Annotated in this window: 23 protein-coding genes; 12 read left to right on the forward strand and 11 right to left on the reverse strand. The window is 63.8% G+C overall.

The window, feature by feature from the left end:
- Positions 1-8: 8 nt before the first annotated feature.
- From AB3N21_RS11700 to AB3N21_RS11720, 5 genes are all read left to right on the forward strand, one after another.
- The gene (locus tag AB3N21_RS11700; RefSeq protein WP_367935393.1) at positions 9-716 is read left to right on the forward strand and encodes an NAD(P)H-dependent oxidoreductase; all 708 of its coding nucleotides are present in this window, start codon (positions 9-11) and stop codon (positions 714-716) included.
- 39 nt (positions 717-755) lie between these two features.
- Positions 756-1,058, forward strand: coding sequence for a DUF1330 domain-containing protein (locus tag AB3N21_RS11705; RefSeq protein ID WP_367935394.1), 303 nt, complete (start codon positions 756-758; stop codon positions 1,056-1,058).
- Positions 1,059-1,119: 61 nt separating this feature from the next.
- A complete protein-coding gene (locus tag AB3N21_RS11710; RefSeq protein WP_367935395.1) occupies positions 1,120-1,899 on the forward strand; it encodes a CmcJ/NvfI family oxidoreductase in 780 nt (259 codons plus the stop codon).
- Between the two features lie 19 nt (positions 1,900-1,918).
- Entirely contained in the window at positions 1,919-2,887 is a 969-nt protein-coding gene (locus tag AB3N21_RS11715; protein WP_367935396.1) for an LLM class oxidoreductase, read from the forward strand.
- 11 nt (positions 2,888-2,898) lie between these two features.
- Entirely contained in the window at positions 2,899-3,693 is a 795-nt protein-coding gene (locus AB3N21_RS11720) for an SDR family NAD(P)-dependent oxidoreductase (RefSeq protein ID WP_367935397.1), read from the forward strand.
- A 304-nt stretch (positions 3,694-3,997) separates the two neighbouring features.
- Here the strand turns inward: AB3N21_RS11720 and AB3N21_RS11725 are convergent, their stop codons facing one another.
- The 4 genes from AB3N21_RS11725 to AB3N21_RS11740 all read right to left on the reverse strand — a co-directional run bounded on the left by AB3N21_RS11725 (position 3,998) and on the right by AB3N21_RS11740 (position 9,017).
- On the reverse strand, positions 3,998-5,119 hold the full coding sequence (locus tag AB3N21_RS11725; RefSeq protein WP_367935398.1) for a linear amide C-N hydrolase: 1,122 nt from the start codon (positions 5,117-5,119) through the stop codon (positions 3,998-4,000).
- A gap of 901 nt (positions 5,120-6,020) precedes the next feature.
- Positions 6,021-6,590 (reverse strand): hypothetical protein, encoded by a 570-nt coding sequence (locus tag AB3N21_RS11730; RefSeq protein WP_367935399.1) that lies wholly within the window; start codon positions 6,588-6,590, stop codon positions 6,021-6,023.
- Positions 6,591-6,826: 236 nt separating this feature from the next.
- Positions 6,827-7,753 (reverse strand): ornithine carbamoyltransferase, encoded by a 927-nt coding sequence (gene argF / locus AB3N21_RS11735; RefSeq protein WP_367935400.1) that lies wholly within the window; start codon positions 7,751-7,753, stop codon positions 6,827-6,829.
- A gap of 76 nt (positions 7,754-7,829) precedes the next feature.
- The gene (locus tag AB3N21_RS11740) at positions 7,830-9,017 is read right to left on the reverse strand and encodes an aspartate aminotransferase family protein (protein ID WP_367935401.1); all 1,188 of its coding nucleotides are present in this window, start codon (positions 9,015-9,017) and stop codon (positions 7,830-7,832) included.
- Between the two features lie 263 nt (positions 9,018-9,280).
- Here AB3N21_RS11740 and AB3N21_RS11745 point away from each other — a divergent pair, with 263 nt between their 5' ends.
- Positions 9,281-10,510 (forward strand): MFS transporter, encoded by a 1,230-nt coding sequence (locus tag AB3N21_RS11745; protein WP_367935402.1) that lies wholly within the window; start codon positions 9,281-9,283, stop codon positions 10,508-10,510.
- A gap of 176 nt (positions 10,511-10,686) precedes the next feature.
- Here AB3N21_RS11745 and AB3N21_RS11750 read toward each other — a convergent pair whose 3' ends face one another.
- Positions 10,687-10,944 carry a zinc ribbon domain-containing protein gene (locus AB3N21_RS11750; RefSeq protein WP_367935403.1) on the reverse strand — a complete coding sequence of 86 codons (258 nt, stop codon included), beginning with the start codon at positions 10,942-10,944 and terminating at the stop codon, positions 10,687-10,689.
- Positions 10,945-11,019: 75 nt separating this feature from the next.
- Between AB3N21_RS11750 and AB3N21_RS11755 the strand changes: the two genes are divergently transcribed.
- Both AB3N21_RS11755 and AB3N21_RS11760 read left to right on the forward strand, forming a co-directional pair.
- Positions 11,020-11,391, forward strand: coding sequence for a MerR family transcriptional regulator (locus tag AB3N21_RS11755; RefSeq protein WP_367935404.1), 372 nt, complete (start codon positions 11,020-11,022; stop codon positions 11,389-11,391).
- Positions 11,392-11,435: 44 nt separating this feature from the next.
- Positions 11,436-12,317 (forward strand): DMT family transporter, encoded by an 882-nt coding sequence (locus AB3N21_RS11760; RefSeq protein ID WP_367935405.1) that lies wholly within the window; start codon positions 11,436-11,438, stop codon positions 12,315-12,317.
- On the opposite strand, the gene AB3N21_RS11765 is transcribed toward AB3N21_RS11760, so the two are convergent.
- Positions 12,311-13,234: an NAD-dependent epimerase/dehydratase family protein gene (locus AB3N21_RS11765; protein WP_367935406.1), complete on the reverse strand. Its 924-nt coding sequence runs from the start codon at positions 13,232-13,234 to the stop codon at positions 12,311-12,313. The genes AB3N21_RS11760 and AB3N21_RS11765 overlap by 7 nt on opposite strands.
- A gap of 312 nt (positions 13,235-13,546) precedes the next feature.
- On the opposite strand from AB3N21_RS11765, the gene AB3N21_RS11770 reads away from it, so the two are divergent.
- Positions 13,547-14,794, forward strand: a complete 1,248-nt coding sequence (locus AB3N21_RS11770; protein ID WP_367935407.1) for an MFS transporter — start codon at positions 13,547-13,549, stop codon at positions 14,792-14,794.
- 185 nt (positions 14,795-14,979) lie between these two features.
- Here AB3N21_RS11770 and AB3N21_RS11775 read toward each other — a convergent pair whose 3' ends face one another.
- On the reverse strand, positions 14,980-15,783 hold the full coding sequence (locus AB3N21_RS11775) for an ABC transporter permease (RefSeq protein ID WP_367935408.1): 804 nt from the start codon (positions 15,781-15,783) through the stop codon (positions 14,980-14,982).
- A gap of 128 nt (positions 15,784-15,911) precedes the next feature.
- Between AB3N21_RS11775 and AB3N21_RS11780 the strand changes: the two genes are divergently transcribed.
- Together AB3N21_RS11780 and AB3N21_RS11785 are read left to right on the forward strand one after the other, a co-directional pair.
- Positions 15,912-16,487 (forward strand): GcrA family cell cycle regulator, encoded by a 576-nt coding sequence (locus tag AB3N21_RS11780; RefSeq protein ID WP_367935409.1) that lies wholly within the window; start codon positions 15,912-15,914, stop codon positions 16,485-16,487.
- Between the two features lie 9 nt (positions 16,488-16,496).
- Positions 16,497-17,141 (forward strand): NUDIX hydrolase N-terminal domain-containing protein, encoded by a 645-nt coding sequence (locus AB3N21_RS11785; protein WP_367935410.1) that lies wholly within the window; start codon positions 16,497-16,499, stop codon positions 17,139-17,141.
- Positions 17,142-17,224: 83 nt separating this feature from the next.
- On the opposite strand, the gene AB3N21_RS11790 is transcribed toward AB3N21_RS11785, so the two are convergent.
- A complete protein-coding gene (locus tag AB3N21_RS11790) occupies positions 17,225-18,226 on the reverse strand; it encodes a Hint domain-containing protein (protein ID WP_367935411.1) in 1,002 nt (333 codons plus the stop codon).
- A 269-nt stretch (positions 18,227-18,495) separates the two neighbouring features.
- Positions 18,496-19,014, reverse strand: coding sequence for a YHS domain-containing (seleno)protein (locus AB3N21_RS11795; RefSeq protein WP_367935412.1), 519 nt, complete (start codon positions 19,012-19,014; stop codon positions 18,496-18,498).
- Between the two features lie 252 nt (positions 19,015-19,266).
- Here AB3N21_RS11795 and yghU point away from each other — a divergent pair, with 252 nt between their 5' ends.
- On the forward strand, positions 19,267-20,145 hold the full coding sequence (yghU, locus tag AB3N21_RS11800) for a glutathione-dependent disulfide-bond oxidoreductase (protein WP_367935413.1): 879 nt from the start codon (positions 19,267-19,269) through the stop codon (positions 20,143-20,145).
- 168 nt (positions 20,146-20,313) lie between these two features.
- Here the strand turns inward: yghU and AB3N21_RS11805 are convergent, their stop codons facing one another.
- A complete protein-coding gene (locus AB3N21_RS11805) occupies positions 20,314-21,102 on the reverse strand; it encodes an SseB family protein (protein WP_367935414.1) in 789 nt (262 codons plus the stop codon).
- Positions 21,095-21,688 carry a uracil-DNA glycosylase family protein gene (locus AB3N21_RS11810; RefSeq protein WP_367935415.1) on the reverse strand — a complete coding sequence of 198 codons (594 nt, stop codon included), beginning with the start codon at positions 21,686-21,688 and terminating at the stop codon, positions 21,095-21,097. Before AB3N21_RS11810 ends, AB3N21_RS11805 begins: the two co-directional genes overlap by 8 nt.
- Between the last annotated feature and the right edge of the window lie 28 nt (positions 21,689-21,716).

Below are 21,716 nucleotides of genomic sequence, written 5' to 3' on the forward strand. Positions count from 1 at the left end.
AGCGACACATGAACGCGATCACCCAGGTTACCACCGATACACAGGCGCAGATCCTCGACGCCTTCAACTTCCGCCATGCCACAAAGGTCTTCGATCCCGAACGCAGGATCAGTGACGGCGAATTCGAGACGATCCTAGAAGCCGGGCGCTTGTCGCCGACCTCTTTCGGGCACGAGCCGTTCCGGATCCTGATGATCCAGAACCCGGAGAACCGTGAGCTTTTCCGTGACTTTAGCTGGGGCGCCAACGGTATGATGAACGGCACCACCGGCCAGTTGGGCACGGCCAGCCATTTCGGCATCATCCTCGCCAGCACCTCTGAGACGATGACAGCCGGGTCGGAGTACCTCCAAGACCACTATCGCACCGTCAAGCGTCTGCCCGACGAGGTGATCGAGATCTTCAACGGGGCCTATGGCAAGTTCCAGGCGACCGATCACGGCATCACAACCGACCGCGAGATCGCCGACTGGTCCGGCAAGCAGGCTTATATCGTTCTGGCCAACATGATGACGGCGGGTGCGCTGATGGGCATCGATTCCTGCCCGATCGAGGGCTTCGACATGGCGCAGACCACCGAAACCCTGGCACAGCATTTCGCCATCGACACGAACAAGTGGAAGCCCGCGGTCATGTTCGCCTTTGGGTATCGCGCGAAGGACCCCGAATTTCCAAAGACCCGCCGCGCGATGTCGGACACCGTCAGCTGGTTCTGACCGGCACCTTCAACAACGATCAAAGAAAGGAGTTCTCCAATGGCTTACTATTCCGTCCTCGACGTCACTCCGTCCAGCGAAGACTGGATCCCCGGCTATCTGCCCACCGCCAATGAGCGCGTGGCGGCACATGGCGGCAAGTATCTCGCCCGCACCGCAAACCACGAGCAGGTGGAAGGGGACGAGCAGCCCGCCGCACTGCGGATCATCATCGAGTGGCCGGCGAAGGAAAATGCCGAGGCCTTCATGGCCGACGAGGCCTATGCGCCGCACCTCGCAGCCCGCATCGCGGGGTCCGTCAGCCATCACTATGTGATCGAAGGCAAGGACGACCTCGCCTGAACCACTTGACCGGTCCGTATCAGGATGGCCGGGCCGGTCTTGCCAGTGAAAGGAGCCTCCGATGTCGAGCACCGGAATGGTCAACTACCACGTCCACAAACCCGAGCGTCAAGCGTTCGAGATCGATGCAGGCGGGATCGAAGGCAATCTCGTTTCGCCGAAACTGGTCGCTACCGAGGTCGCGCTGACCGACCTGCGCGCGGGAACGTCAACCGCCAGCTATGAGGCCGATAGCTTCGCCTTTGCCAGGGTGCCGACGCAGGTCGCCCAATTTGGCGCGGAGGCCGGCTGGCAGGGCGTTTACGACCGCGAACTGGCGAAAATGTTGCGCCAGTCCATCGGTGCGCGGGACGTTGTCGTGTTCGATCACACCCTACGTATCGACGATCCGGACGCCAAGCGGCGACCTGCGCGCAATGTTCACAGCGATTACAGCCAGGAGGGCGCGGAAAAGCGTCTGATCGGCATTCTGGGCAAGGAACGGGCGGCCGAATGGTCGGCTGGGCACTACGCCTTTGTCAATGTGTGGCGGCCGGTCGAGAACCCGATCAACAGCGCGCCGCTCGGCTTCGTGCGGCCTTCGACCGTTGCCGGGGAAGACTGGATCCTGATCGACCTGATCTACCCGGACCGCCGCGGTCACATCATGGGGCTGGCCGCGAACGACCGGCACGAGTGGGTCTATCTTTCGCGGATGACCCCGGACGAGGTGGTGTATTTCAACATCTACGACAGCAAGGGCCGCCCGTCGGTCGGCCACAGCGCCATCGACCGCGTCGAGGACCCGGACGTCGCGACGGTTCGCAAGAGCATCGAAAGCCGGACGCTGGTACGGTTCTGACACGGGCGGGAGAGACGACATGCTGGACAAGACCGAGACAACCAGTTTTCCAAGGATGAACCGCGCCTACAATGCGGTCTTCCGCCCCGGGCATATGAGCATCGGCCTGGTGGTGCCGCTGGAGAGCTACATGCGAAGCGCCGTGCCGGACATGACCCGCCATATCGCGCGCGCACAACTGGCCGATGCGCTCGGGTTCTCGGCGCTCTGGCTGCGGGACGTGCCGTTCAACGTGCCGTCGTTCGGCGATGCCGGGCAGGTCTTCGATCCGTTCGTCTATCTGGGCGCGCTGGCCATGACGACACGCGACATCGCCGTTGGCGTGGCCAGCGTCGTGCTGCCCCTGCGCCATCCCGCGCATGTGGCCAAGGCCGCCGCCTCGGCTGATGTCCTGTCTGGCGGGCGGCTTCTGTTGGGTATCGCGTCGGGCGACCGGCCCGAGGAATACCCGGCGCTCAACATGTCCTTCCCGGATCGCGGCGCGCGGTTCCGCGAGAGCGTCGATTACATCCGTGCCCTGGCCCGGGATTGTCCCCAGCTGGAAACGGCGCAAGGCACGCTTACCGGCGGGATCGACATGCTGCCGAAACCCAGCGCCGGGCGCCTGCCGCTGCTCATCACCGGCGGCAGCCAGCAGGTGCCCGACTGGGTGGCGCAAAACGGCGACGGCTGGATGACCTATCCGCGCGATGCCGCCGCGCAGGGACGGGTGGTCGCCGACTATCGCCGTCGCGTTAGCGAGGCCGGGTTCCCGGACAAACCGGTGATGCAATCGCTTTATGTCGATCTGCTCGACCGTCGGGACGCGCCGCCGCGTCCGATCCACCTCGGGTTCCAGTCTGGCACCGACTTCCTGCGGAGGTACCTGTCAGAGCTTCGGGCGCTTGGCATCAACCACGTCGCGCTGAACCTGCGCTTCAATCGCGCGGATATTGAAACCACCATGCAGCGGATCGCTGACGAGATCCTGCCGGACTTAACGAACTGAGGAGCCTTTCCATGACCAAGACCATTCTGATCACCGGCGCGACCGACGGCATCGGCCTCTTGACCGCAAAGAATCTCGCCGCCGAGGGGCACACGATCCTGCTGCACGGCCGCAGCGCCGAAAAGCTGGAAGCGGCCGCGCGTCAGGTGGGCGGCGATCCCGAGACCTTCCGTGCCGACCTGTCGCGGCCGAGCGAGGTTCGTGCGCTGGTCGAGGCGGTCCTGTCACGCCATGACCGGCTCGACGTGCTGATCAACAACGCGGGCGTCTACAAGACGCCGCAGACCCATACGCCCGAGGGTCTCGACGTGCGTTTCATGGTCAATACAATCGCACCTTATCTGCTGACCCGTCAGTTGCTGCCGATTATTCCCGCAAGGGGCCGCGTGGTGAACCTGTCGTCTGCGGCGCAGGCGCCGGTTGATGTACGTGCGATGCGCGGCCAGAGAACCCTGGACGACATGGGCGCCTATGCGCAAAGCAAACTGGCCATCACGATCTGGACCCGGGAGATCGCGAAGGAGCACCCGGACGGGCCTGTCTTCATCGCCGTCAATCCCGGTTCCTTGCTGGCATCGAAGATGGTCAAGGAAGGCTTTGGTGTCGCGGGCAATGATCTGCAGATCGGAGCCGACATCCTGCGCCGCACTGCTTTGTCCGACGCGTTTTCCGACGCGTCGGGGAAGTATTTCGATAACGACAGCGGTGGGTTTGCATCGCCTCGCGCGGGGGCGCTCGACCCGCAGAGCGTCGCGGATGTCATGTCTGCCATTAAGGAGGCTGCGGAGGTCACCGCGCGCGAATGACAACAGCCTTGATGGGGTCTCAAAGCTGGGTACCGCCTGGGCCTTGAGGAAAGAGCGTTCGACGCCGGTCGCTCCTCCTCCCGCGAAACCCCATCAAGGGGCGGCCCATTGCCGGCCACGCAGACAACCACGCATCCGGCAGCCACAAGTGTAACGTCGGTGGCAGCCTTGCCTGAGCCAGTGGTGCCGTTCATTTCGGCGCCGGATCGAAAGTCCCAAGCTTCACCTGAAGCGCCCGGTGGCATCAAGGTATCTCGGGCTGCGTCCCTGCGTCGGCCTCACCGCAGCCCGAGCACATCCGGCCCTAGTTGGTCGGCGTCATGTCGACGATTGTGGGTTCGCGGTCGCCGCTTGTCGGAAAGACGATCATCTGATTGCCCATACCCTCGAAATCGATCTGCTTGAGATCGACCATGTGCACGGTCCGGTCGTACATCGTGTGGTAGTAATAGGCGAGGTTTTGGGAGTCGCTGGCGGTGGTGACCTGCGTGGCGCTGTAGAGCAGGTCCTCTGACTGGACATCATCCTCGGCACCCTCGGCGGCATCGGCCGGAATGTTGAAATTGTCGAGGATCCGAAACGCCTCACGCACCGTATCGTAGCCGCCCTCGGTGTCGCGTGCCGTTTGCGAAAACGCAACCGCGCGGACAAAGCGCGATGGCGGGGTGAAATCGCCCGGCAGGCCGATCATGCCGCTGCCCGCTCCGAGCGGAGCGAAGGTGACGCCGCTGGCTTCGACCGATGGCAGGCCGATGGCCGACAGGTTGACGTAATTGTTGAGGTTGGTCATGTGCCAGTCGTAGTTCGGCGAATTGGTGATGACGCCAAGCGGGGCCTCAAAGATCGTCAGTTCGCCGTCGATATACTCGATCACGATCCGCCCGCCGAAGCGGTCCGCCACCAGCATGTGAAACGGAAACGGAAAGCCAAGCGTCTCGTCCACGACGCCGACGACGCGAATATCCGCGAGACCGGCCTGCGCCTCTTCAACCGTTTCGAACATCGACAGGACATAGCTGGCCAGCAAGTCCCCGGGGATGGTGTTGTCCGCGAGATCGGGCTGGTATTCCTGATATTCGGTGAAGCCCGGCAGGTAGAACAGCCCGGCGGTCAGCCCGGCCTCGTTGATCCCATCGGCGGGCGCGCCATGGTCCAGCATGCTGATGCCGACCATGCCGAAACGGCCGGTCCATGAGGCGCCCTGTTTTCCATCCGGCATCTCGCTGGCAGTGTAGGCGTAGCCCCTTGGAATAACGTTGATCTTGGTCTCAAGATCGAACGGCCCCCACTCAGCGGTTCTTGCGCGGATGATACTCCCGTCGGAACCGGTCAGCATGATCCCGGTGCATGCCCATGTCAGCGAGACCGACGCAATCAGCGCTACTCCGGCTTTGGCGGCAATCTTGAGAGTTTGTTTCAATATCATCAGCTTTCTCCGAGTCATAAGGCACAGGACCAATACCGCACGCTTGCATGACAGCCCGATGTCAGCGGAATCCGATGCAGGCGCGCACTATTCTAAGTTGCACTCTAAGTCTCAATGTGGGACGGCGCCACAGCCGTTTTTCGCGGAATGATTGTTTTGTAAGGGCTTGAACCAGGCCGCGCCTTATCGTTTCGACAGCCAGTGAGTGCAACGAGCGAATGGCCTTATCCCCCATGCGGCGGACGCTGCGTTCAGTGAACTTCGATGCAATGGCCCTGCAGCCAACGCCATGGCGGAGACACCGATGAATCGGCGCGCCCGAACCCTGGTGAATTCACTGCCTGTGCCGGAATAATCGGCAAGGAAACCGTTGCGTATCCCCTACTGGGAACCGCCCGGTTTCAACTTGCTGGCCCAGATGTGGGCATAGTCGCGCAAGATGTCAGATCTCTCACTGTGGAGGACCATCAGTGCGCAGGCCGCCCACATGGCGGCGTCGTAATCCGTGTTGTTTTTTTGCAGCCGGTAGGCGTTTATCGTCGCAGTACCGGAGGTCGATGTTTCATGCACCGTTTGCCAAGTCCTTTCGCCTAGGCACAAACAACGCCCGCCAGAAATCCAAAGAAGATCCCCATCGAGGCGACCACTAAAATCAACGAGTAGTTTAGCATTCGGCTGTCCAAGCTCACAAGTTAACGGGTTGTCGCGTCTTCGTCGTCGCTACAGCGACTGGCCGTCACCATGAATGAGCGTAGTTGAATGCATAAAAAATGCGTCGTTAACACTTTGTTAATACTGTCTCACGCCGCACCTGTAAACATCGCCGGATTGCGGCTGAGCGCGATCTGGCAGGCCCACCGGTAGAAATGTGCCGTGAAATCCAGCGTTCGGAAGGGTTTGGTCAGCCGGCTTGGGCGGCCTTGCGCGCCTCGCTGGCCTTCAGTAGCTCTTCCCGGACTTCCAGACGCGGGCGCCAGTTATAGCGGTCATCGGCGCGGGTGGGCGACCAGAACAGAACGCCGCCATAACGCCAGGGGTCGAGGATGATCCCGTCATACATCGTGTCCCCGCGTCTGCTGATGACGGCGGTGTGGTGGATGATCCGGAAATCGGTCGGCGGTGACGTCGCCCAGTGCAGCGAGAGGGTGCGGAACCCCTCCTGCTTCAGGCGCTTGTTGAGAGCCTCGGCCCAGTCGTTGCAAAGCCCCCGCTCGCGAAATCCGTTGATGACCTTGGCATTGTGGATGATCGCCGGGTCGGTGACCTGCCAGTCCTGCGCAAGCTGGAGCGAATAAGTATGGGCGATGCGGGCGGCCCGTTCGGCCTCGCCCGGGTCCACCTCCGGCCCAAGTTCCCGGATTGCCTGCGCCAGCCCGTCGATATCGCTCTGGTCGCTGGTGGGTTTTGTCGTACAGCCACCGACCAGAACCAGCGCCATCACACCCAGCAGTGATGCAAAAAACTTCGTCATCGTCTCTCCGCCGGAAGACTGGGCCGGACGTCCCGGTTTGGTCACGCACAAGGGGCGGTCACATGGCCGCCAACGACGGTTCGCCCGTGCGCTGCTGCCGACCCCGCTCAGCGCATCTTTCTATCGAAACCATCGTTCGGTGCAAGGGAGGAGGCAACACCAGGTGCGTTGCTTGGGCAGATCGATAAATCCTCCCCGCCCCTTAAACATGCGCGTGCCGTCGGCGAGCGCCGGTATCAGACGCCCAAACACCAGCGCATGATGGCCTTTTGGGCGTGCAGGCGGTTTTCGGCCTCGTCGAAGATGACCGAGTTAGGGCCGTCCATGACCTCGGATGTGGCCTCTTCCTCGCGATGCGCGGGCAGGCAGTGCATGAAGAGCGCGTCGGGTTTGGCGTGCGACATGAGTTCGGCGTTGACCTGATAGGGGCGCAGCAGGTTGTGGCGGCGTTCCTTGGCCGATTGCGCGTCATGCATCGACACCCAGGTGTCGGCGATCACCAGATCGGCGCCCTCGACCGCCTTGAAGGCGTCGCGCTCGGTGACGACTTTTGAACCCTTCTGACGGGCGAAGCCCATGAATTCCTCTTCCGGGTCGAACTGGGCCGGGCCGGTGAAGGTGAAGTCGAAGCCGAACTGGCCTGCCGCGTGCAGGAAGGAGGCGCAGACATTGTTGCCGTCACCAGTCCAGACCACTTTCTTGCCCGTGATGGGGCCGCGGTGTTCCTCGAAGGTCAGCACGTCGGCCATGATCTGGCAGGGATGAGTGCGGTCGGTCAGGCCGTTGATCACCGGCACGTCGGCATATTCGGCCATCTCGGTCAGTATGGTTTCGTCAAAGGTGCGGATCATGATCAAGTCGACATAGCGGGAAAGCACGCGGGCGGTATCGGCGATGGTTTCGCCATGGCCCAACTGCATGTCCTTGCCCGAGAGCAGCATGGTCTGCCCGCCCATCTGGCGCACGCCGACATCGAAGGAGACGCGGGTCCGGGTCGAGGGTTTTTCGAAGATCAGCGCCACCATGCGGCCCGCTAGTGGTTGGTCGTCATCGGGGGCGGCCTTGGGGCGGCCGAGGCGGGCCTGTTTCATGGCGCCTGCCTGATCGATCATGGACCGTAGCGCGGTGGCTTCGGTTTTGTGGATGTCGAGGAAATGGTTCATGTCGTGATCGCTTTTGGAGGGCCGAGGCCGGGGGCGCTGCCCCCGGACCCCCGGAGTATTTTGGAAAAGATGAAGATCAGGCGGTTTCGAGGTGGTTCTCGACCTGTGCGGCGGAGGCGTCGAGGCGGGTGATGGCCTCGGCGATGTCCTCGTCCGTCAGGGTCAGGGGCGGCAGCAGGCGGATGACGTTGTCGGCGGCGGGGACGGTGATGACCTGGTTATCATAGCCCGCGTTCACCACATCGATATTGGCCGCCTTGCACTTGATGCCCAGCATGAGGCCGGAGCCGCGCACCGCTTCGAACACGTCCGGGTGGTCGGCGACCAGCCCTTCGAGTTTCTGGCGCAGGAGACCCGCCTTGCGATTCACCTCGGCCAGGAAATCGGGATTGGCGACGTGGTCCATCACCGCGCAACCCACCGCGCAGCCCAGCGGGTTGCCGCCATAGGTGGAGCCGTGGGTGCCCACGGTCATGCCGGAGGCGGCCTCTTCGGTGGCGAGCACGGCGCCCAGCGGGAAGCCGCCGCCGATGCCTTTGGCGACCATCATGATGTCGGGGGTGATGCCCGCCCATTCATGGGCGAAGAGCTTGCCGGTGCGCCCGACGCCGCATTGCACCTCGTCGAGGATCAGCAGCAGGCCATGATCGTCGCAGATCTGGCGGAGCGCCTTGAGTTCGGCGTCGGGGACAGGGCGGATGCCGCCCTCGCCCTGCACCGGTTCGATCAGGATGGCGGCGGTCTGGTCGGTAATGGCGTTGGTGACGCCGTCGAGATCGCCAAAGGTCAGGTGCACGAAACCGGACAGCAGCGGGCCGAAGCCCTTGGTCATCTTTTCCGATCCGGCGGCGGCGATGCCCGCCGAGGAGCGGCCGTGGAACGAGCCGTCGAAGGTGATGATCTCGACCTTCTCCGGCTGGCCCTTGTCGTGGAAATACTTGCGCGCCATCTTCACCGCCAGTTCACAGGCCTCGGTACCGGAATTGGTGAAGAACACCGTGTCGGCGAAGGTGTGGTCCACCAGCTTGTCGGCCAGCGCCTGCTGCTGCGGGATCTGGTAGAGGTTCGAGACATGCCACACAGCCTGGGCCTGATCGGTCAGCGCCTGAACCAGCGCCGGATGCGCATGGCCCAGCGCGTTCACCGCGATACCCGCGCCCAGATCGAGGAAACGTCGCCCGTCCGCCTCGGTCAGCCAGGCGCCTTCGCCCTTCACGAAGCTCAGGGGCGCGCGGTTGTAAGTCGGCAGAACGGACGGGATCATCGGATCATCCTTTTCATCTGGTTAAGCCTCAGTGAGTGGCTCACGGCGGACTGTTTCGTCAACGGATTTTATGAGGGATGCGCGGATTTGGGTCGCGCAGGGATCAAACGGGCCGGTTACGCGGTAAAGCGTCGGCGTCGGAGAGCAGCTATATGCAGGCGTTTGATCATGGATGCGGTGCATAGCCGGGGAATCGGGGTTTGAAAACCCCCTTGGGCGGGCTTCGGTTGACAAAGATGCAACCGGGCCGAAGGGTTGCGGCCATGACACGTCTCTGGTCCCTGCGCGATTACCGCCTGCTGTTTTCGGCCTCGGCCATTTCCAATCTCGGCGACGGGGTCTCGGCGCTGGCCTTTCCGTGGCTGGCGACGCTGATCACCCGCGACCCGATGCTGATCGCCTGCGTGGCCTTTGCCACGCGGCTGCCGTGGCTGCTGTTCTCGATCCCGGCGGGTGTCTGGACCGACCGGATGGACCGGCGGCGGCTGATGGTGCAGGCGGATCTGGTGCGGATGGTGCTGACCAGCGGCGTGATCACGGTGATCCTGAGCGCGCCGGGTTTTCCGGTGGCGCAGGAGGGGCTCTATATCGCCGCAATCTCGGCGCTGGCCTTCCTTCTGGGGTCTGCCGAGGTGATCCGGGACAATGCGGCGCAGACGGTGCTGCCCTCGGTGGTGCCGGGCGAGCGACTGGAGCAGGCCAACGGGCAGATCTGGAGCATCGAGCAGGTGATGGGTTCTTTCGTCGGGCCGCCGCTGGCCGGTCTGCTGATCGCCACATCGGTGCCCGCGCCGTTTGCGCTCGACGCGGTGACCTTTGCCGTGGCGGCAGGGCTTGTGTGGTGCATGGCGATCGCGCCGCGACTGCGCCCGGCACGGCGGTCATGGCTGGTCGAGGCGCGTGAGGGTATCGCCTGGCTACGGGGCCACCGCACGGTGCTGCAACTCGCCATCATGCTGGGGCTGATGAACGCGCTGGCTCTGATGACGGTGACAGTGCTGATCCTCTACAGCCAGGAAATTCTTGGCCTCGGCGCTGCCGGGCACGGCCTGCTGCTGACCGCTGGCGCGGCAGGCGGCGTTGTTGGAGGCCTGCTCTGCCCCGGTATCGCGGCGCGGCTGGGACAACGCCGGGCCCTGATGGTGGCGCTGGTGCTGCTTGGGGTGACCATGGTGGCGATCTGGGTGGCGCAATCGGTCTGGCTGGTGGCCGCCGCGCTGTTCGCCGAGATGTTCGCGGCGCTGTTGTGGAACGTGGTCACCGTTTCCTACCGCCAACGCCTGATCCCGGACGACCTGCTGGGCCGGGTCAACAGCCTCTACCGGTTCTTCGGCTGGGGCATGATGCCCTTTGGTGCGCTGATCGGCGGCTGGGTCGTCTCGCTTGCCGAACCCGAACTGGGCCGCGAGGCCGCCCTGCGCCTGCCCTACCTGCTGGGCGCACTCGGGATGGGCCTCATCTGGCTCTACGGGCTGCGCCGCCTACACATCTGATCCTTCTTCAGTTCAAAAATATCCCGGGGGAGGCGCGCGCAGCGCGGCGGGGGCAGCGCCCCCCTGCTGTAGCCTTTCGAGAAAAAGTTGGATCGCCAATACCCTGCCGCACCTGCGGTGCTCTCGGGACACTGGCGATGCGCGTGTCTCAACGATTTCTCGAAAGGCAGCAGGTCTCACACCGCGCGCCAGCGGCCGAGTTTGCCCATGCCGCGCGTGAAGGCCCAGGCCAGAATGCGCGGCATTCCCTTGGCGACCAGCGCATCGACGCAATGGGCCTGAAACTCTGTCAGCGTCGCGTCGGGATGGCGAAAGGCGCCATCCTCGTAACACAGAGAGCAGTATTGCGCGCTGCGCGACCCGTCCGCCTCGCTGCCGCCGCCCTCGGGGTCCTTCGACAGCGGCATGCCGCAGCTTTGGCATTTCGGTCCCATTGTCTTCTCCCCTTGCATGCTCCGATGACACCTCATAGCATCAAAACCATGGAGTTAAGTCAACGGTTTTGAATCATGCGGATCGGAGAACTGGCCAGACGCAGCGGGCTGAGCCGCGATACGCTGCGGTTTTACGAGCGGCAGGGGCTGATCGCCTCGGCGCCGGGGGCGGAGGCGACCAACAGCTATCGCGACTATCCCGAAGAGGCGCTGATCACGCTGGAACAGATCGCGGATGCGCAGGCTGCAGGGATGAGCATTGCCGATCTGGCAATCCTGCTCGGCCAGCTTGAGGCGGCAGACCCGGACAGTTTCGACGGAGAGGCGTTCCTGCAGGAGCGGATCGAAGAGGTCGAGGCACGGATCGAGCGCGCCGGGCGGTTTCTGGGCAGTCTCAGGCAGGCCAAGGCGGCACTGGTGGCCCCGCCGGTTCGGCGGGGACCGTAGCAATTTCGCTTGCCATTTCCGCCGGGCTGCCGCACCGGTTGGGCATGTTCGTGCCCAAGACCCAGAACCCGGCACTGGCCGCGCTGCTGATCTTTGCCGCAACCGCGTTTATCGCGGGTACCACGCTGCTGGCCAAGGCGCTGGGCACGGGTGTACTGGGACCGGCGCTGCATCCGATGCAGATCAGCCACGGGCGGTTTCTGTTCGCCTTTATCGCCATCGGCACGGCGGTGGCCATGATGCGCCCCCGGCTCAGCCGACCGCATTGGGGACTACACGTGGGGCGGACCACGTTCGGCTGGGCCGGGGTGACGCTGATGTTCGCCTCGGTTGCCTACATTCCGATGGCCGATGCCACGGCGATTTCCTTTCTGAACCCGGTCTTTGCCATGGTGCTGGCGGTCCCGCTCTTGGGTGAGCGCGTGGGGCCATGGCGCTGGGGCGCTGCGGGGATCGCGCTGAGTGGGGCGCTGATCCTGCTCCGGCCCACGCCCGAGAGCTTTCAGCCCGCCGCGCTGCTGGCGCTGACGGCGGCAGCGGTGATGGGGATGGAGCTGATTTTCATCAAGAAGCTCTCGGGCCGCGAGGCACCGATCCAGATCCTGCTGGTCAACAACGCCATGGGTCTGGCCATTGCCTCGGCGGCGGTGCTGACGGTTTGGCAGGCGCCGACGTCCGGGCAATGGGCCGCGCTGGCGGGAATCGGGGTGCTGATGGCCTGCGCGCAGGCCTGTTTCGTCAACGGCATGGCGCGGGCGGATGCGTCTTTCGTGGCGCCCTTTAGCTATGCCACGCTGATCTTTGCCGCACTTTACGATTTCGCCGGGTTCGGCGTGGTGCCCGACGCGATCAGCCTGACCGGAGCTGCCATCATCCTGGGCGGCGCGCTGATCCTGGCCTGGCGTGAGGCGCTCGTCGCTCAATAGTATTTTCGGTAGGGCCTGCCCAACCGCTGATAGGCGTGGAAGGCGACGGTGTCGGCGAGCCCCTCATCCACATCGTATTTCTCGTGAAATCCCAGATCACGGCGGATCGCATCCGAGGAGACCTCGAGATGCTGGACCGGCGTGTCCGGGTTGGCGGAGGGTTCCACCAGAATTTCGCCCTGCCAGCCGCAGGCAGCGGCGATTTTGCGGATCCAGTCCAGTTCTGAAAAGGCCCGCGGTTCGGCCACGTTGTAGATCTTTTGCCCTCCACCCGGGTGCACGACCGCCAGCGCGGCGGCAAGCCCGATGTTTTTGTGCAGCCCGCGCGAGAAACGGAACGCGGCGCGGTCGGCGGGCAGCGCGATGGTTTCGGCGCCATCCAGCATCTGGTCGAGATAGGGCAGAACACGGGTGGTGTCGGGCCAGCCGTAGATCGCGGGCAGTCTGAGCAGGGTCAGATCGGTAAAGGCTTCGCGATAGATGCGCTCGATCCCGAGCTTGTCATAGGCGGCACCGTCAAAGCCCAGCTTTTGCCGCAGTGCCATGGTTTCGGTGATCGGGACGGGTTGGAGCGGCACCTCCTCGGTGCCGTGCAGGCGGCCATAGGCGGCGTAGACGTCGATGCTGGAGAGCGCCACGAGCCGGACGGGGTGGCCGCAGGCCTGCGCCGCTTGCGCAAGGCTCTGGGCGTCGGCTTGCGTGAACGGGATCATGTCCACCACAACATCCGGGCGCGCGGTGTCCAACGCGTTGCCCAGGGCTGCCGCGTCCCGCCGGTCTCCGGTCAGGGCGTCCTCGGTGAAGTAGGGGCGGCCCGCACGGGTCAGGGTCCAGATGCGGGTCGCGCGGTCCGATGACAGCTCGCGGATCAGGTGAGGTCCGACGAGGGCGGTGCCGCCAATGATCAGGATGCGCATGGGGCTAGGCTCCGGTGTTCGGGGTGGCCGTTGTGCCGAGCCTAGAGGTCCGACGACCTGCCGCCAAGCGGGGTGCAAGCATCCGGTGCGGATCAAATTTTCGAGTGAGGGCCCGGTCGCGACGTCGATGTCGTTTTCTTCCATGAAACCCGGGGCGAGGGGCGCAGTCTGGCAGGACGTTGGTTAAGGAAGAAATCGAAAAATCTGAATCGAAATTCTCCGTCCCACAATCGGCATCTTGCTGATTTCGAAAGCGAATATTGATTTTCGGTAATGCAGATTAATTCGGTTTCGCAATAGAGAGATTGTGTCATGCATGAACGTCGTATCCCGGAATGGGTCCGCCACGCCCCTGCCCCCTCGGTCCGCGATTTCGGCGTGCTCGCGGGGCTGGAAGCGGTTGTGCGCGGCATCCTGATCTCGGTCTTTCCGCTGATCATGTACCGGGCCCTGGGCGATGCCGGGACGGTGTCGTTTCTGTATTTCCTCGTTGGCATCGTGTCGCTGGCGGCCGGGCTGATGGTGCCCTTTGCCATCCGATACGTCCCGCGCCGCTGGGCCTATACCGGCGGCTGTCTGATGTTCGTCGCGGGCGCGCTGCTGGCCATCGAGGGCAGCCCGCAGGCAGTGGTGGCGGCGCTGGCGCTGAACACGGTGGCGGCGGTGGTCTGCTTCATCTGTTTCAACGCCTATGTGCTGGATTATATCGACCGGATCGAGCTGGGCCGGTGCGAGACCAGCCGGATGTTCTACAGCGCGTTGGGCTGGACTGCGGGGCCGATGGCCGGGGTGCTGCTGATGGAGCTTTGGGCGCCCGCCCCGTTCGTCATCAGTGCCGGGGCGGCGGTGGTGATGCTGGCGGTGTTCTGGGCGCTCAGGCTGGGCAATGGCAAGCTGATCACCAGGGCGCGCGGACCCGCGAAGAACCCGCTGGCGTTCCTGCCGCGCTTCTTTGCGCAGCCGCGGCTGATCGCGGGATATCTGTTTGCCATGATCCGGTCCTGCGGCTGGTGGATCTACGTGGTCTATCTGCCGATTTTTGCCATCGAACAGGGGTTGGGCGATCAGTTGGGTGGCATCCTGCTGTCGGCGACGAACGCGATGCTGTTTGCTTCGCCGCTGATCCTGCGCTGGGTACAGGGAAGGTCGCTGCGCGCGGCGGTACGGATCGGGTTTGCGGCCTGCGGGGCCTGTTTCGTGGCGGCGGGTGGGGTGTCGGGGTGGCCGGTCGTGGCGGTGGCGGCGCTGGTTTTAGGTTCGGTCTGGCTGATCGTGTTGGATATCTGCGCCGGGTTGCCGTTCTTGATGGCAGTGAAACCGTCGGAGCGGACCGAAATGTCGGCAATCTATTCCAGCTACCGCGATGTCTCGGGCATCCTGACGCCGGGGGCGGCGTGGCTGGTGCTGATGGTGGCGCCGGTGGCGGGGATCTTTGCCGCCGGAGGTGTGGCGCTGTTCGGGGCCTGTGCGATTGCGGCCCGGCTGCATCCGCGTCTAGGCCGCCCGCGCGTACCGTTGCAACCGGGGTCACTGGCCCATGTGGAGCCGGAAGTTGCGTGATCCGGGAAAAGGCGTTTCGAAACGCCTTTTGGCGCGGGGCGGTTGGCGATGTGGCAGGTGTTCACCGGAGCGAAAGCCTAACCCGCAGCGTCAACAGGGCGAACCAACCAAGCTGCGCTCCCTTCACCACATGCGCGGGCAAGGCGTTTCGAAACGCCTTGCGGCTCGACGGTAGCCAAGGTTGGTCAGGCCTTGAGCCGGTAGCCGGTTGCAAACATGCGCCACGCCAGCACGCAGACGGCGGTGGTGGCGGCGGCACATACGCCCAGCCCCAGCCACGGTGAACTGTCCGACACGCCGATCAGGCCAAAGCGCAGCCCGTCGATCAAGTAGAAGACCGGGTTGGCATGGGTGATGCGGTTCAGGACCGGCGGCAGCGCCTCGACCGAGTAGAAAGTGCCGGAGAGAAACGCCAAAGGTGTGACGATGAAATTGGTGATCGCGGCCATCTGGTCGAACTTGTTGGCGTAGACCCCTGCCACCAGCCCCAGCGCGCCCATGAAGGCACCGCCGAGCACGATGAAGGTCAGCGCGAAGAAGGGATGTTGCGGCACGATCCCCAGCACCACCGCCAGCGCGACGCCGATGGCCAGCGCCACCAGCAGCCCGCGCGCCACGCCGCCCGCCAGATAGCCCAGCACCTGTTCAAAGGCGGAGAGCGGCGGCATCAGCGTGTCGACGATATTGCCCTGCACCTTGGCGATCACCACCGAGGACGAGGTGTTGGCAAAGGCGTTCTGGATCACCGTCATCATCAGGATGCCCGGCGCCAGGAAGGTCAGGAACGGCACGCCCATCACGTCCCCTCGCCGGGGACCGATGGCGATGTTGAATATCAGCAGGAACAGCCCCGCCGTCACCAGCGGCGCCAGCAGGGTCTGGGTCCAGACCACCCAGAACCGCGTCACCTCGCGCGCGGCCAGCGTATAGAGGCCCAGCCAGTTCACGCGGCCAAAGCGGCGCTCGCCCAATTCCATCAAATCCCGCATGTGTCGTCCCGTCCCGTGATTCGAAGATGCCTTGTAACTCGCCCCGCAGTGTTTAGAATAGGGCGCTGAGACGAATTACGAAGGCGGCCGCCAGAAAGGGGCCGCTTTCCCGCTTTGAAAGGCAAGCCATGTCCTGGACAGACGAGCGCGTAGAACTGCTCAAGAAAATGTGGGGCGAGGGTCAGTCGGCCAGCCAGATCGCCAAGGAACTGGGCGGTGTGACCCGCAATGCGGTGATCGGCAAGGTGCATCGTCTGGGCCTGTCGAACCGCAATACCGGTGGTGGCGCGGCCAAGACCGAAGCCAAGGAGAAACCGGCGCCCGCGCCCAAGGCCGAGGCCAAGCCCAAGCCTGCGCCCAAGACCGAACCGGCGCGCCCGGCGCCTGCACCTGCGGCCGAGGCCAAGCCTGCGACCCCGGCCCGCCGTCAGATCATCCCCGCCGGTCAGCCGCTGCCGCCGCAGCCTTCGGCCAACGAGATCAGCCCCGAGGCGCTGGCCAAGGTCAACGAGGTCGAGAAGAAGGCCAAGAAACTGACACTGCTGGAGCTGACCGAGCGCACCTGCAAGTGGCCCGTCGGCGATCCCGCGACCGAGGATTTCTGGTTCTGCGGCCTACCCGTCGAACAGGGCAAGCCTTATTGCGAGGCGCATGTGGGCGTTGCCTTTCAGCCGATGAGCGCCCGCCGCGACCGGCGGCGCTAGGCCCAAGCGATGCGCCAGGATCCCACCGCGCTGGAGGATACCTGGCTTGCCCGCGCCAAACGCCTGCTGGCGCTGGCCGAAACCGGCCAGCATTTCACCAGCGATCCGTTCGACCGCGAACGCTATGACGAAGTCGCCGCCATGGCCCGCGCGATGCTGGCCGATCTGGGGCGGGTGCCGCTGGCCCGGATCGACGGGCTGATCTCGGATCATGCGGCAGGCTATGCCACGCCCAGCCTGGATGTGCGCGGCGCGGTGATCCGGGACGGCCGCATCCTGCTGGTGCGCGAACGGGCCGACGGCCGGTGGGCGTTGCCGGGCGGGTTTGCCGATATCGGGAAGTCCCCGGCGGAAAATGCCGAAAAGGAGATCTGGGAAGAGGCGGGCCTGCATGTGCGGGCGCGGCATCTTTATGCGCTGCGCCACAAGGCGCGTCATCCCTACCCCGCCGATGCGCGGGATTTCTACAAGCTGTTCTTTCTGTGTGAGGAGGTTGGAACGGACCTGCCTCGTCCCGGATCCGAAACCTCGGAGGCCGCGTTTTTCCCCGAGGGCGCGCTGCCTGATCTGTCTTTGGGCCGGGTGCTGCACGCCGATATCGACGCGGCCTTTGCCGCCCATCGCGCGGCCACCGTCGTTACCCGGTTCGATTGAGCCGCCAGCACCGGATTTGAATGACCTAAAGTGCCCGCCAACCTCTCAAGTTCGAGAGTCAGAACAGCCTTACTGCACGGAGCTCAGGTGGCAGGTTGCTGACCTGCGTGCGGGACAAAGGCGTTCAGGTTCTGCCGGACCAGCTTTGCTTCGTAGGGTTTGAGAGTGGGCAGCGCCACCGGACCAAACGTGTGGCTTCCCATCCTGAGATCCGGAAACAGCTCGTAGAGTTCGCGCCGAACATCCTCGGACATGGCATCCATTGAGCACGCGCCCGGAAAGAACGACTCCGACCAGATCCCTTCGACATTCACCAACTCGTGCTGATCGAACAGGATATGTATGTATTCGACAGTTCGATCCGCACCCTCCTGGTAAATCTGTTCTCCATCCACCAGTGACTTTGCCGGGGCCAGCATGGCGGGGTTGCCGAAGCAGAGTTCCAGCTGAGACCCGGACACGGCCAGGCGATGTTGCGGCGACACCAGTAGATCGCGGAGTGGCTTGTCGGGCCCAAAGGCATCGGCGCAAATGCGGATCGGGCAGAGGTGCCGGTTGCGGCGCAGTTCGGCCTGTGACAGCGATCTCCGTCCGATCCAGCGCACCTGCCTGCTGCGCCCATCGCCAACCGTCACGTCATCGCCGGGCACCAGCGTTTCGATGCGGCGTTGGCCTTGTGGGGTGGCAATCCGCGATCCGGCCGTAAAGCAGACGAAGGTCGGAATGTCGCTGTAGTCCGTGGGCGGAGCTGTTACGATCGTGTTGTTTGTGTTCGCAATCGTTTCCCCGACGGCGACGGTGCCCGATGTAACAATGATGTACTGAGGGTTCGAGAACTGGATGAGGGTAAAGGTTACCGGCGCCCCACCCACGTCTCCGCTATAGGTCTCGAATGTCTGAAAGTTGGTCGAGTCCCCGATAAAGCCGGGGATCGCGCTGACATCGAGTTGCAGCGTATTGTTGCCGTCGGGATCTTCCAGAAAATCGTCATCGTCCACGACGTCGACCGTGAAAGAATTCAGGACCTGCACGTCGGTGTTGCTGAGCGGGTCGCTGTCATTCTCGTAGATGACTATCGTCGACATAGGGGGTTTCACTCACAATCTGAGATGCGCGATTCTCGTATTAGTATCATATCGATGCCTCGGGTCGTCATCAGGATGCCGTCCGAGGAAAATCGCCCCCAGACTGTTCCCGTTTTCACCGCAACCTGAGGGCAGCGCACCGCGCGCCGGCGTTTCTGATATGCCATTTCGCGGACCCGCAATCCGGTGTGTTCGTCAATAAAAACGCCCGGAGGAGACCTCCGAGCGATAACCGATTACTCATATTCGCACAAAAGACAGTACCGGGATCAGTTGCTGACCGGCGCGTCCGAGGTGAATTTCGGGATCACGTTGGTCGAGGCATCGCCAGGCTCGATCCCCGGCCAGTTGCCCTCGGCCAAGTTGATGTTGCCGGGGATGTCTTCCTCCCAGAAGCCCACAACCACGTCGGTGATGTTGAGATACAGCTTGTCATCGACGATCCGCCACAGGTTCGGGTTGCCCGGCACCTTGCCGCCGCGCGAGACGCCATAGGCGCAGTGGCCGTCATATTGCGGCGCGTAATAGGCGGGGTTTTCCAGGAACTTGGCGCGGTTTTCCTCGGAGGCGAAGGCCCAGGTGGCGCCGTTATATTCGGCGGTGATGCTGGCATGGCCTTTCACGCCCGCGGGCTGCGCGGCACCAAGCGCCGACTGTTCGAGGCCGCGATAGGCGACCACGTCGTAACCCGAAGCGGCATAACCGGTGCCATCGACATATTGCGGGCCGGCAAAGGCGGGAACGGCAAAGGCTGCTGCTGCGGCAAAGGCCAGGGCGAAAGTTCTCATTGTTGGCGTCCTTTCAGGGTCAACTGGGTTCATCTGCGCCGGACCATCCCGGCCTGACCCAGACAATAAGCAAAACGCGCGGCATGCGTAGGGGGGCTCTCGCCGCTGTGACGAGGAACGAGCATTCGTGATCTTGAAACGGGAAATGTTTCAGTGCCCTTGCCTGCGGTCGGGGGTTGGACTTTGATTGCTGCAACATTAGCTGGGAACGCAGCGGGCGGTTCGGCCCCGATCACTTGAGAAAGGCGCGAGATGAGCGATCAATCCACCTACACCCCACCCGCAGTCTGGACCTGGGACAGAGAAAGCGGCGGGCAGTTCGCCAATATCAACCGCCCCATCGCCGGGGCCACCCATGACAAGGAGCTGCCGGTGGGCCAACATCCGCTGCAGCTGTATTCGCTGGCCACGCCCAATGGCGTGAAGGTGACGGTGATGCTGGAGGAGTTGCTGGCGCTGGGGCACGCGGGCGCGGAATATGACGCCTGGCTGATCAATATCGGCGAAGGCGATCAGTTCGGATCGGGCTTTGTCGCGGCCAACCCGAACTCTAAGATCCCCGCGTTGTGGGACCGGTCGGGGGATGAGCCGGTGCGGGTGTTCGAAAGCGCCTCGATTCTGTTCCATCTTGCCGAGAAGTTCGGGGAATTCCTGCCCGAGGGTCGCGCGACCCGGACCGAGGTTATGAACTGGGTATTCTGGCAGATGGGCAGCGCGCCGTATCTGGGTGGCGGGTTTGGGCATTTCTACGCCTATGCGCCGGAGAAGTGGGAATACCCGATCAACCGCTTTGCGATGGAGGCCAAGCGGCAGCTGGACGTGCTGGACCGGGAACTGGCGCATAAGGAGTACATTGCGGGCGAGGACTACACGATTGCCGATATGGCGATCTGGCCCTGGTACGGGCAGCTGGTGCTGGGCCGTCTTTACGACGCGGCGGAGTTTCTGGATGTGACCAGCTATGAGCATGTTGTGCGTTGGGCCAAGGCCATTGACGCCCGTCCAGCGGTGAGCCGGGGCCGCATGGTCAACCGTGCGTTTGGCGAGCTGCACACGCAGCTTCGGGAACGGCACGACGCCAGCGATTTCGAGACAAGGACTCAGGACAAGCTGGAACAGGCGGCGGAATAAAGCCGAGACGGAGTCGCCAGAGGCAAGCCGCTTCGAAGCGGCTTGTCACGCGGTTTGCAAACCGCGTTTTCGCCTCCGTGCCACGGGCTGCGCAGATCTCGAAACGAGCAGATGATGCCATCGGCGCAAACAAGGCGTTTCGAAACGCCTTGGCCCAGTGGTGAGGTTTTACTTCAATATTGGTGGCTTTGCTGGGTCCGAGCCCGGGGTAATCGGCGCGTACTCGGCCGGTTCCGGCTGCGGCAGGTCGAAGCGCAGCCCGGCCCTTGCCAGATTGGCCGCCACCGGATCGGAGGCGGCGAAAAAACCCACATCCATCGCGCCGGCTTCGACACCTGAGAAGGTCAGCGCCTCGGAGGCGGCCTTGGCCAGTGCGCCGCGCGCACCCTCGACAGCGTCCACGAAGCCCAGCATGTGGCCGCGCGCACCGGTATCATAGAGCACGCCCACCAGATAGGCCGATTGCGCCAGCCCGCCTGCGGTGGCGAGTTTGGTGTCCAGCGCCGCGATCAGCGCCTCGGGCAATCCGGCGGGTGCGGTGAACTCGCTGATCCGGGCCTGCACCTCATCCGGGGCGTGGCCCAGGGTCTGTTGCAGCCAACCCAGCGCCTCGGCCGGGATCAGGATCGACGAGGGCGCCACTTCGAGATTGAGCCCCAGCCCGATCCCCTGCCCGGCCAGCATTGCGCTCAGCACCCGGCCGGACAGCGCCGCATAAGGCGCTGGTTGCCCGGCAAACCGGGCCAGCCGCTCTTCGCGGTCAAAGGCCAGCACGAAACGGCCATCAGCGACCTCGAACAGTTCCGGCGAGATGTTGTCTCCCTGCGCCTCTTCGCGCAGCATCAGGAACAGTTCGCAATCGGCCAGCCGCTCGTAAAACCGCAGCCGGGCGGCATCGTCCGCAGGGGCCGCCTCCATCGCCGCATGGGCCGCATCGAGCGCCGTTTCCTCAGTCATTCAGCACCTCCTGAACCCGGGCGCGCAGGACCGGCAGCAACTCGGCCTCGAACCACGGATGTTTCTTGAGCCATGCCGTATTGCGCCACGAGGGATGTGGCAAGGCAAAGACCCGCGGCGCATGGTCCCGCCAGGCGCGGACGGTCTCGGTCACCGGGCTTTTTGCGCCAAGGTGATACTTGTGTGCATGTCCGCCGACCAGAACGATCAGTGGCACATCGCCAAGCTCGGCCATCACCCGGTCGTGCCAGGTGCGGCGGCAGACCGGTGGAGGCGGCAGGTCGGCGTTGCGATCGTTATAACCGGGAAAGCAAAAGGCCATCGGTACCACGGCGACGCGGGAAAGGTCGTAGAAGATGTCCTCGCCGATCCCCAGCCAGTCACGCAGCCGGTCGCCGGATGGGTCTGTAAAGGGCCGTCCCGAGGCGTGCACGCGCGCGCCCGGTGCCTGCCCTGCGATCAGCAGCCGGGCGCCGGGCCGGAACCACACCACCGGGCGCGGCTCATGGCCCGTGGCGGTGGCGGCGAACCGGTCGGCACACAGGCGGCACGCCCGGATCTCATCGGTGACGGAAGCGGTGCTCATCTCTGCCTGCCCGGAAACTGAGTTGCAT

It is taken from the genome of Ruegeria sp. (genome assembly GCF_040830605.1).
Lineage (GTDB): Bacteria > Pseudomonadota > Alphaproteobacteria > Rhodobacterales > Rhodobacteraceae > Ruegeria.

Excerpts from the sequence above, each read along its gene's own strand:
- AB3N21_RS11770 (WP_367935407.1), top strand. The coding sequence starts at position 13,547 with ATGCATGAACGTCGTATCCCGGAATGGGTCCGCCACGCCCCTGCCCCC.
- AB3N21_RS11750 (WP_367935403.1), bottom strand. The coding sequence starts at position 10,944 with ATGGGACCGAAATGCCAAAGCTGCGGCATGCCGCTGTCGAAGGACCCC.
- AB3N21_RS11740 (WP_367935401.1), bottom strand. The coding sequence starts at position 9,017 with ATGATCCCGTCCGTTCTGCCGACTTACAACCGCGCGCCCCTGAGCTTC.
- argF (WP_367935400.1), bottom strand. The coding sequence starts at position 7,753 with ATGAACCATTTCCTCGACATCCACAAAACCGAAGCCACCGCGCTACGG.
- yghU (WP_367935413.1), top strand. The coding sequence starts at position 19,267 with ATGAGCGATCAATCCACCTACACCCCACCCGCAGTCTGGACCTGGGAC.
- AB3N21_RS11730 (WP_367935399.1), bottom strand. The coding sequence starts at position 6,590 with ATGACGAAGTTTTTTGCATCACTGCTGGGTGTGATGGCGCTGGTTCTG.
- AB3N21_RS11745 (WP_367935402.1), top strand. The coding sequence starts at position 9,281 with ATGACACGTCTCTGGTCCCTGCGCGATTACCGCCTGCTGTTTTCGGCC.
- AB3N21_RS11710 (WP_367935395.1), top strand. The coding sequence starts at position 1,120 with ATGTCGAGCACCGGAATGGTCAACTACCACGTCCACAAACCCGAGCGT.
- AB3N21_RS11775 (WP_367935408.1), bottom strand. The coding sequence starts at position 15,783 with ATGCGGGATTTGATGGAATTGGGCGAGCGCCGCTTTGGCCGCGTGAAC.
- AB3N21_RS11780 (WP_367935409.1), top strand. The coding sequence starts at position 15,912 with ATGTCCTGGACAGACGAGCGCGTAGAACTGCTCAAGAAAATGTGGGGC.
- AB3N21_RS11755 (WP_367935404.1), top strand. The coding sequence starts at position 11,020 with ATGCGGATCGGAGAACTGGCCAGACGCAGCGGGCTGAGCCGCGATACG.
- AB3N21_RS11720 (WP_367935397.1), top strand. The coding sequence starts at position 2,899 with ATGACCAAGACCATTCTGATCACCGGCGCGACCGACGGCATCGGCCTC.
- AB3N21_RS11785 (WP_367935410.1), top strand. The coding sequence starts at position 16,497 with ATGCGCCAGGATCCCACCGCGCTGGAGGATACCTGGCTTGCCCGCGCC.
- AB3N21_RS11700 (WP_367935393.1), top strand. The coding sequence starts at position 9 with ATGAACGCGATCACCCAGGTTACCACCGATACACAGGCGCAGATCCTC.
- AB3N21_RS11725 (WP_367935398.1), bottom strand. The coding sequence starts at position 5,119 with ATGATATTGAAACAAACTCTCAAGATTGCCGCCAAAGCCGGAGTAGCG.
- AB3N21_RS11805 (WP_367935414.1), bottom strand. The coding sequence starts at position 21,102 with ATGACTGAGGAAACGGCGCTCGATGCGGCCCATGCGGCGATGGAGGCG.
- AB3N21_RS11790 (WP_367935411.1), bottom strand. The coding sequence starts at position 18,226 with ATGTCGACGATAGTCATCTACGAGAATGACAGCGACCCGCTCAGCAAC.
- AB3N21_RS11705 (WP_367935394.1), top strand. The coding sequence starts at position 756 with ATGGCTTACTATTCCGTCCTCGACGTCACTCCGTCCAGCGAAGACTGG.
- AB3N21_RS11715 (WP_367935396.1), top strand. The coding sequence starts at position 1,919 with ATGCTGGACAAGACCGAGACAACCAGTTTTCCAAGGATGAACCGCGCC.
- AB3N21_RS11810 (WP_367935415.1), bottom strand. The coding sequence starts at position 21,688 with ATGAGCACCGCTTCCGTCACCGATGAGATCCGGGCGTGCCGCCTGTGT.
- AB3N21_RS11795 (WP_367935412.1), bottom strand. The coding sequence starts at position 19,014 with ATGAGAACTTTCGCCCTGGCCTTTGCCGCAGCAGCAGCCTTTGCCGTT.
- AB3N21_RS11760 (WP_367935405.1), top strand. The coding sequence starts at position 11,436 with ATGTTCGTGCCCAAGACCCAGAACCCGGCACTGGCCGCGCTGCTGATC.
- AB3N21_RS11765 (WP_367935406.1), bottom strand. The coding sequence starts at position 13,234 with ATGCGCATCCTGATCATTGGCGGCACCGCCCTCGTCGGACCTCACCTG.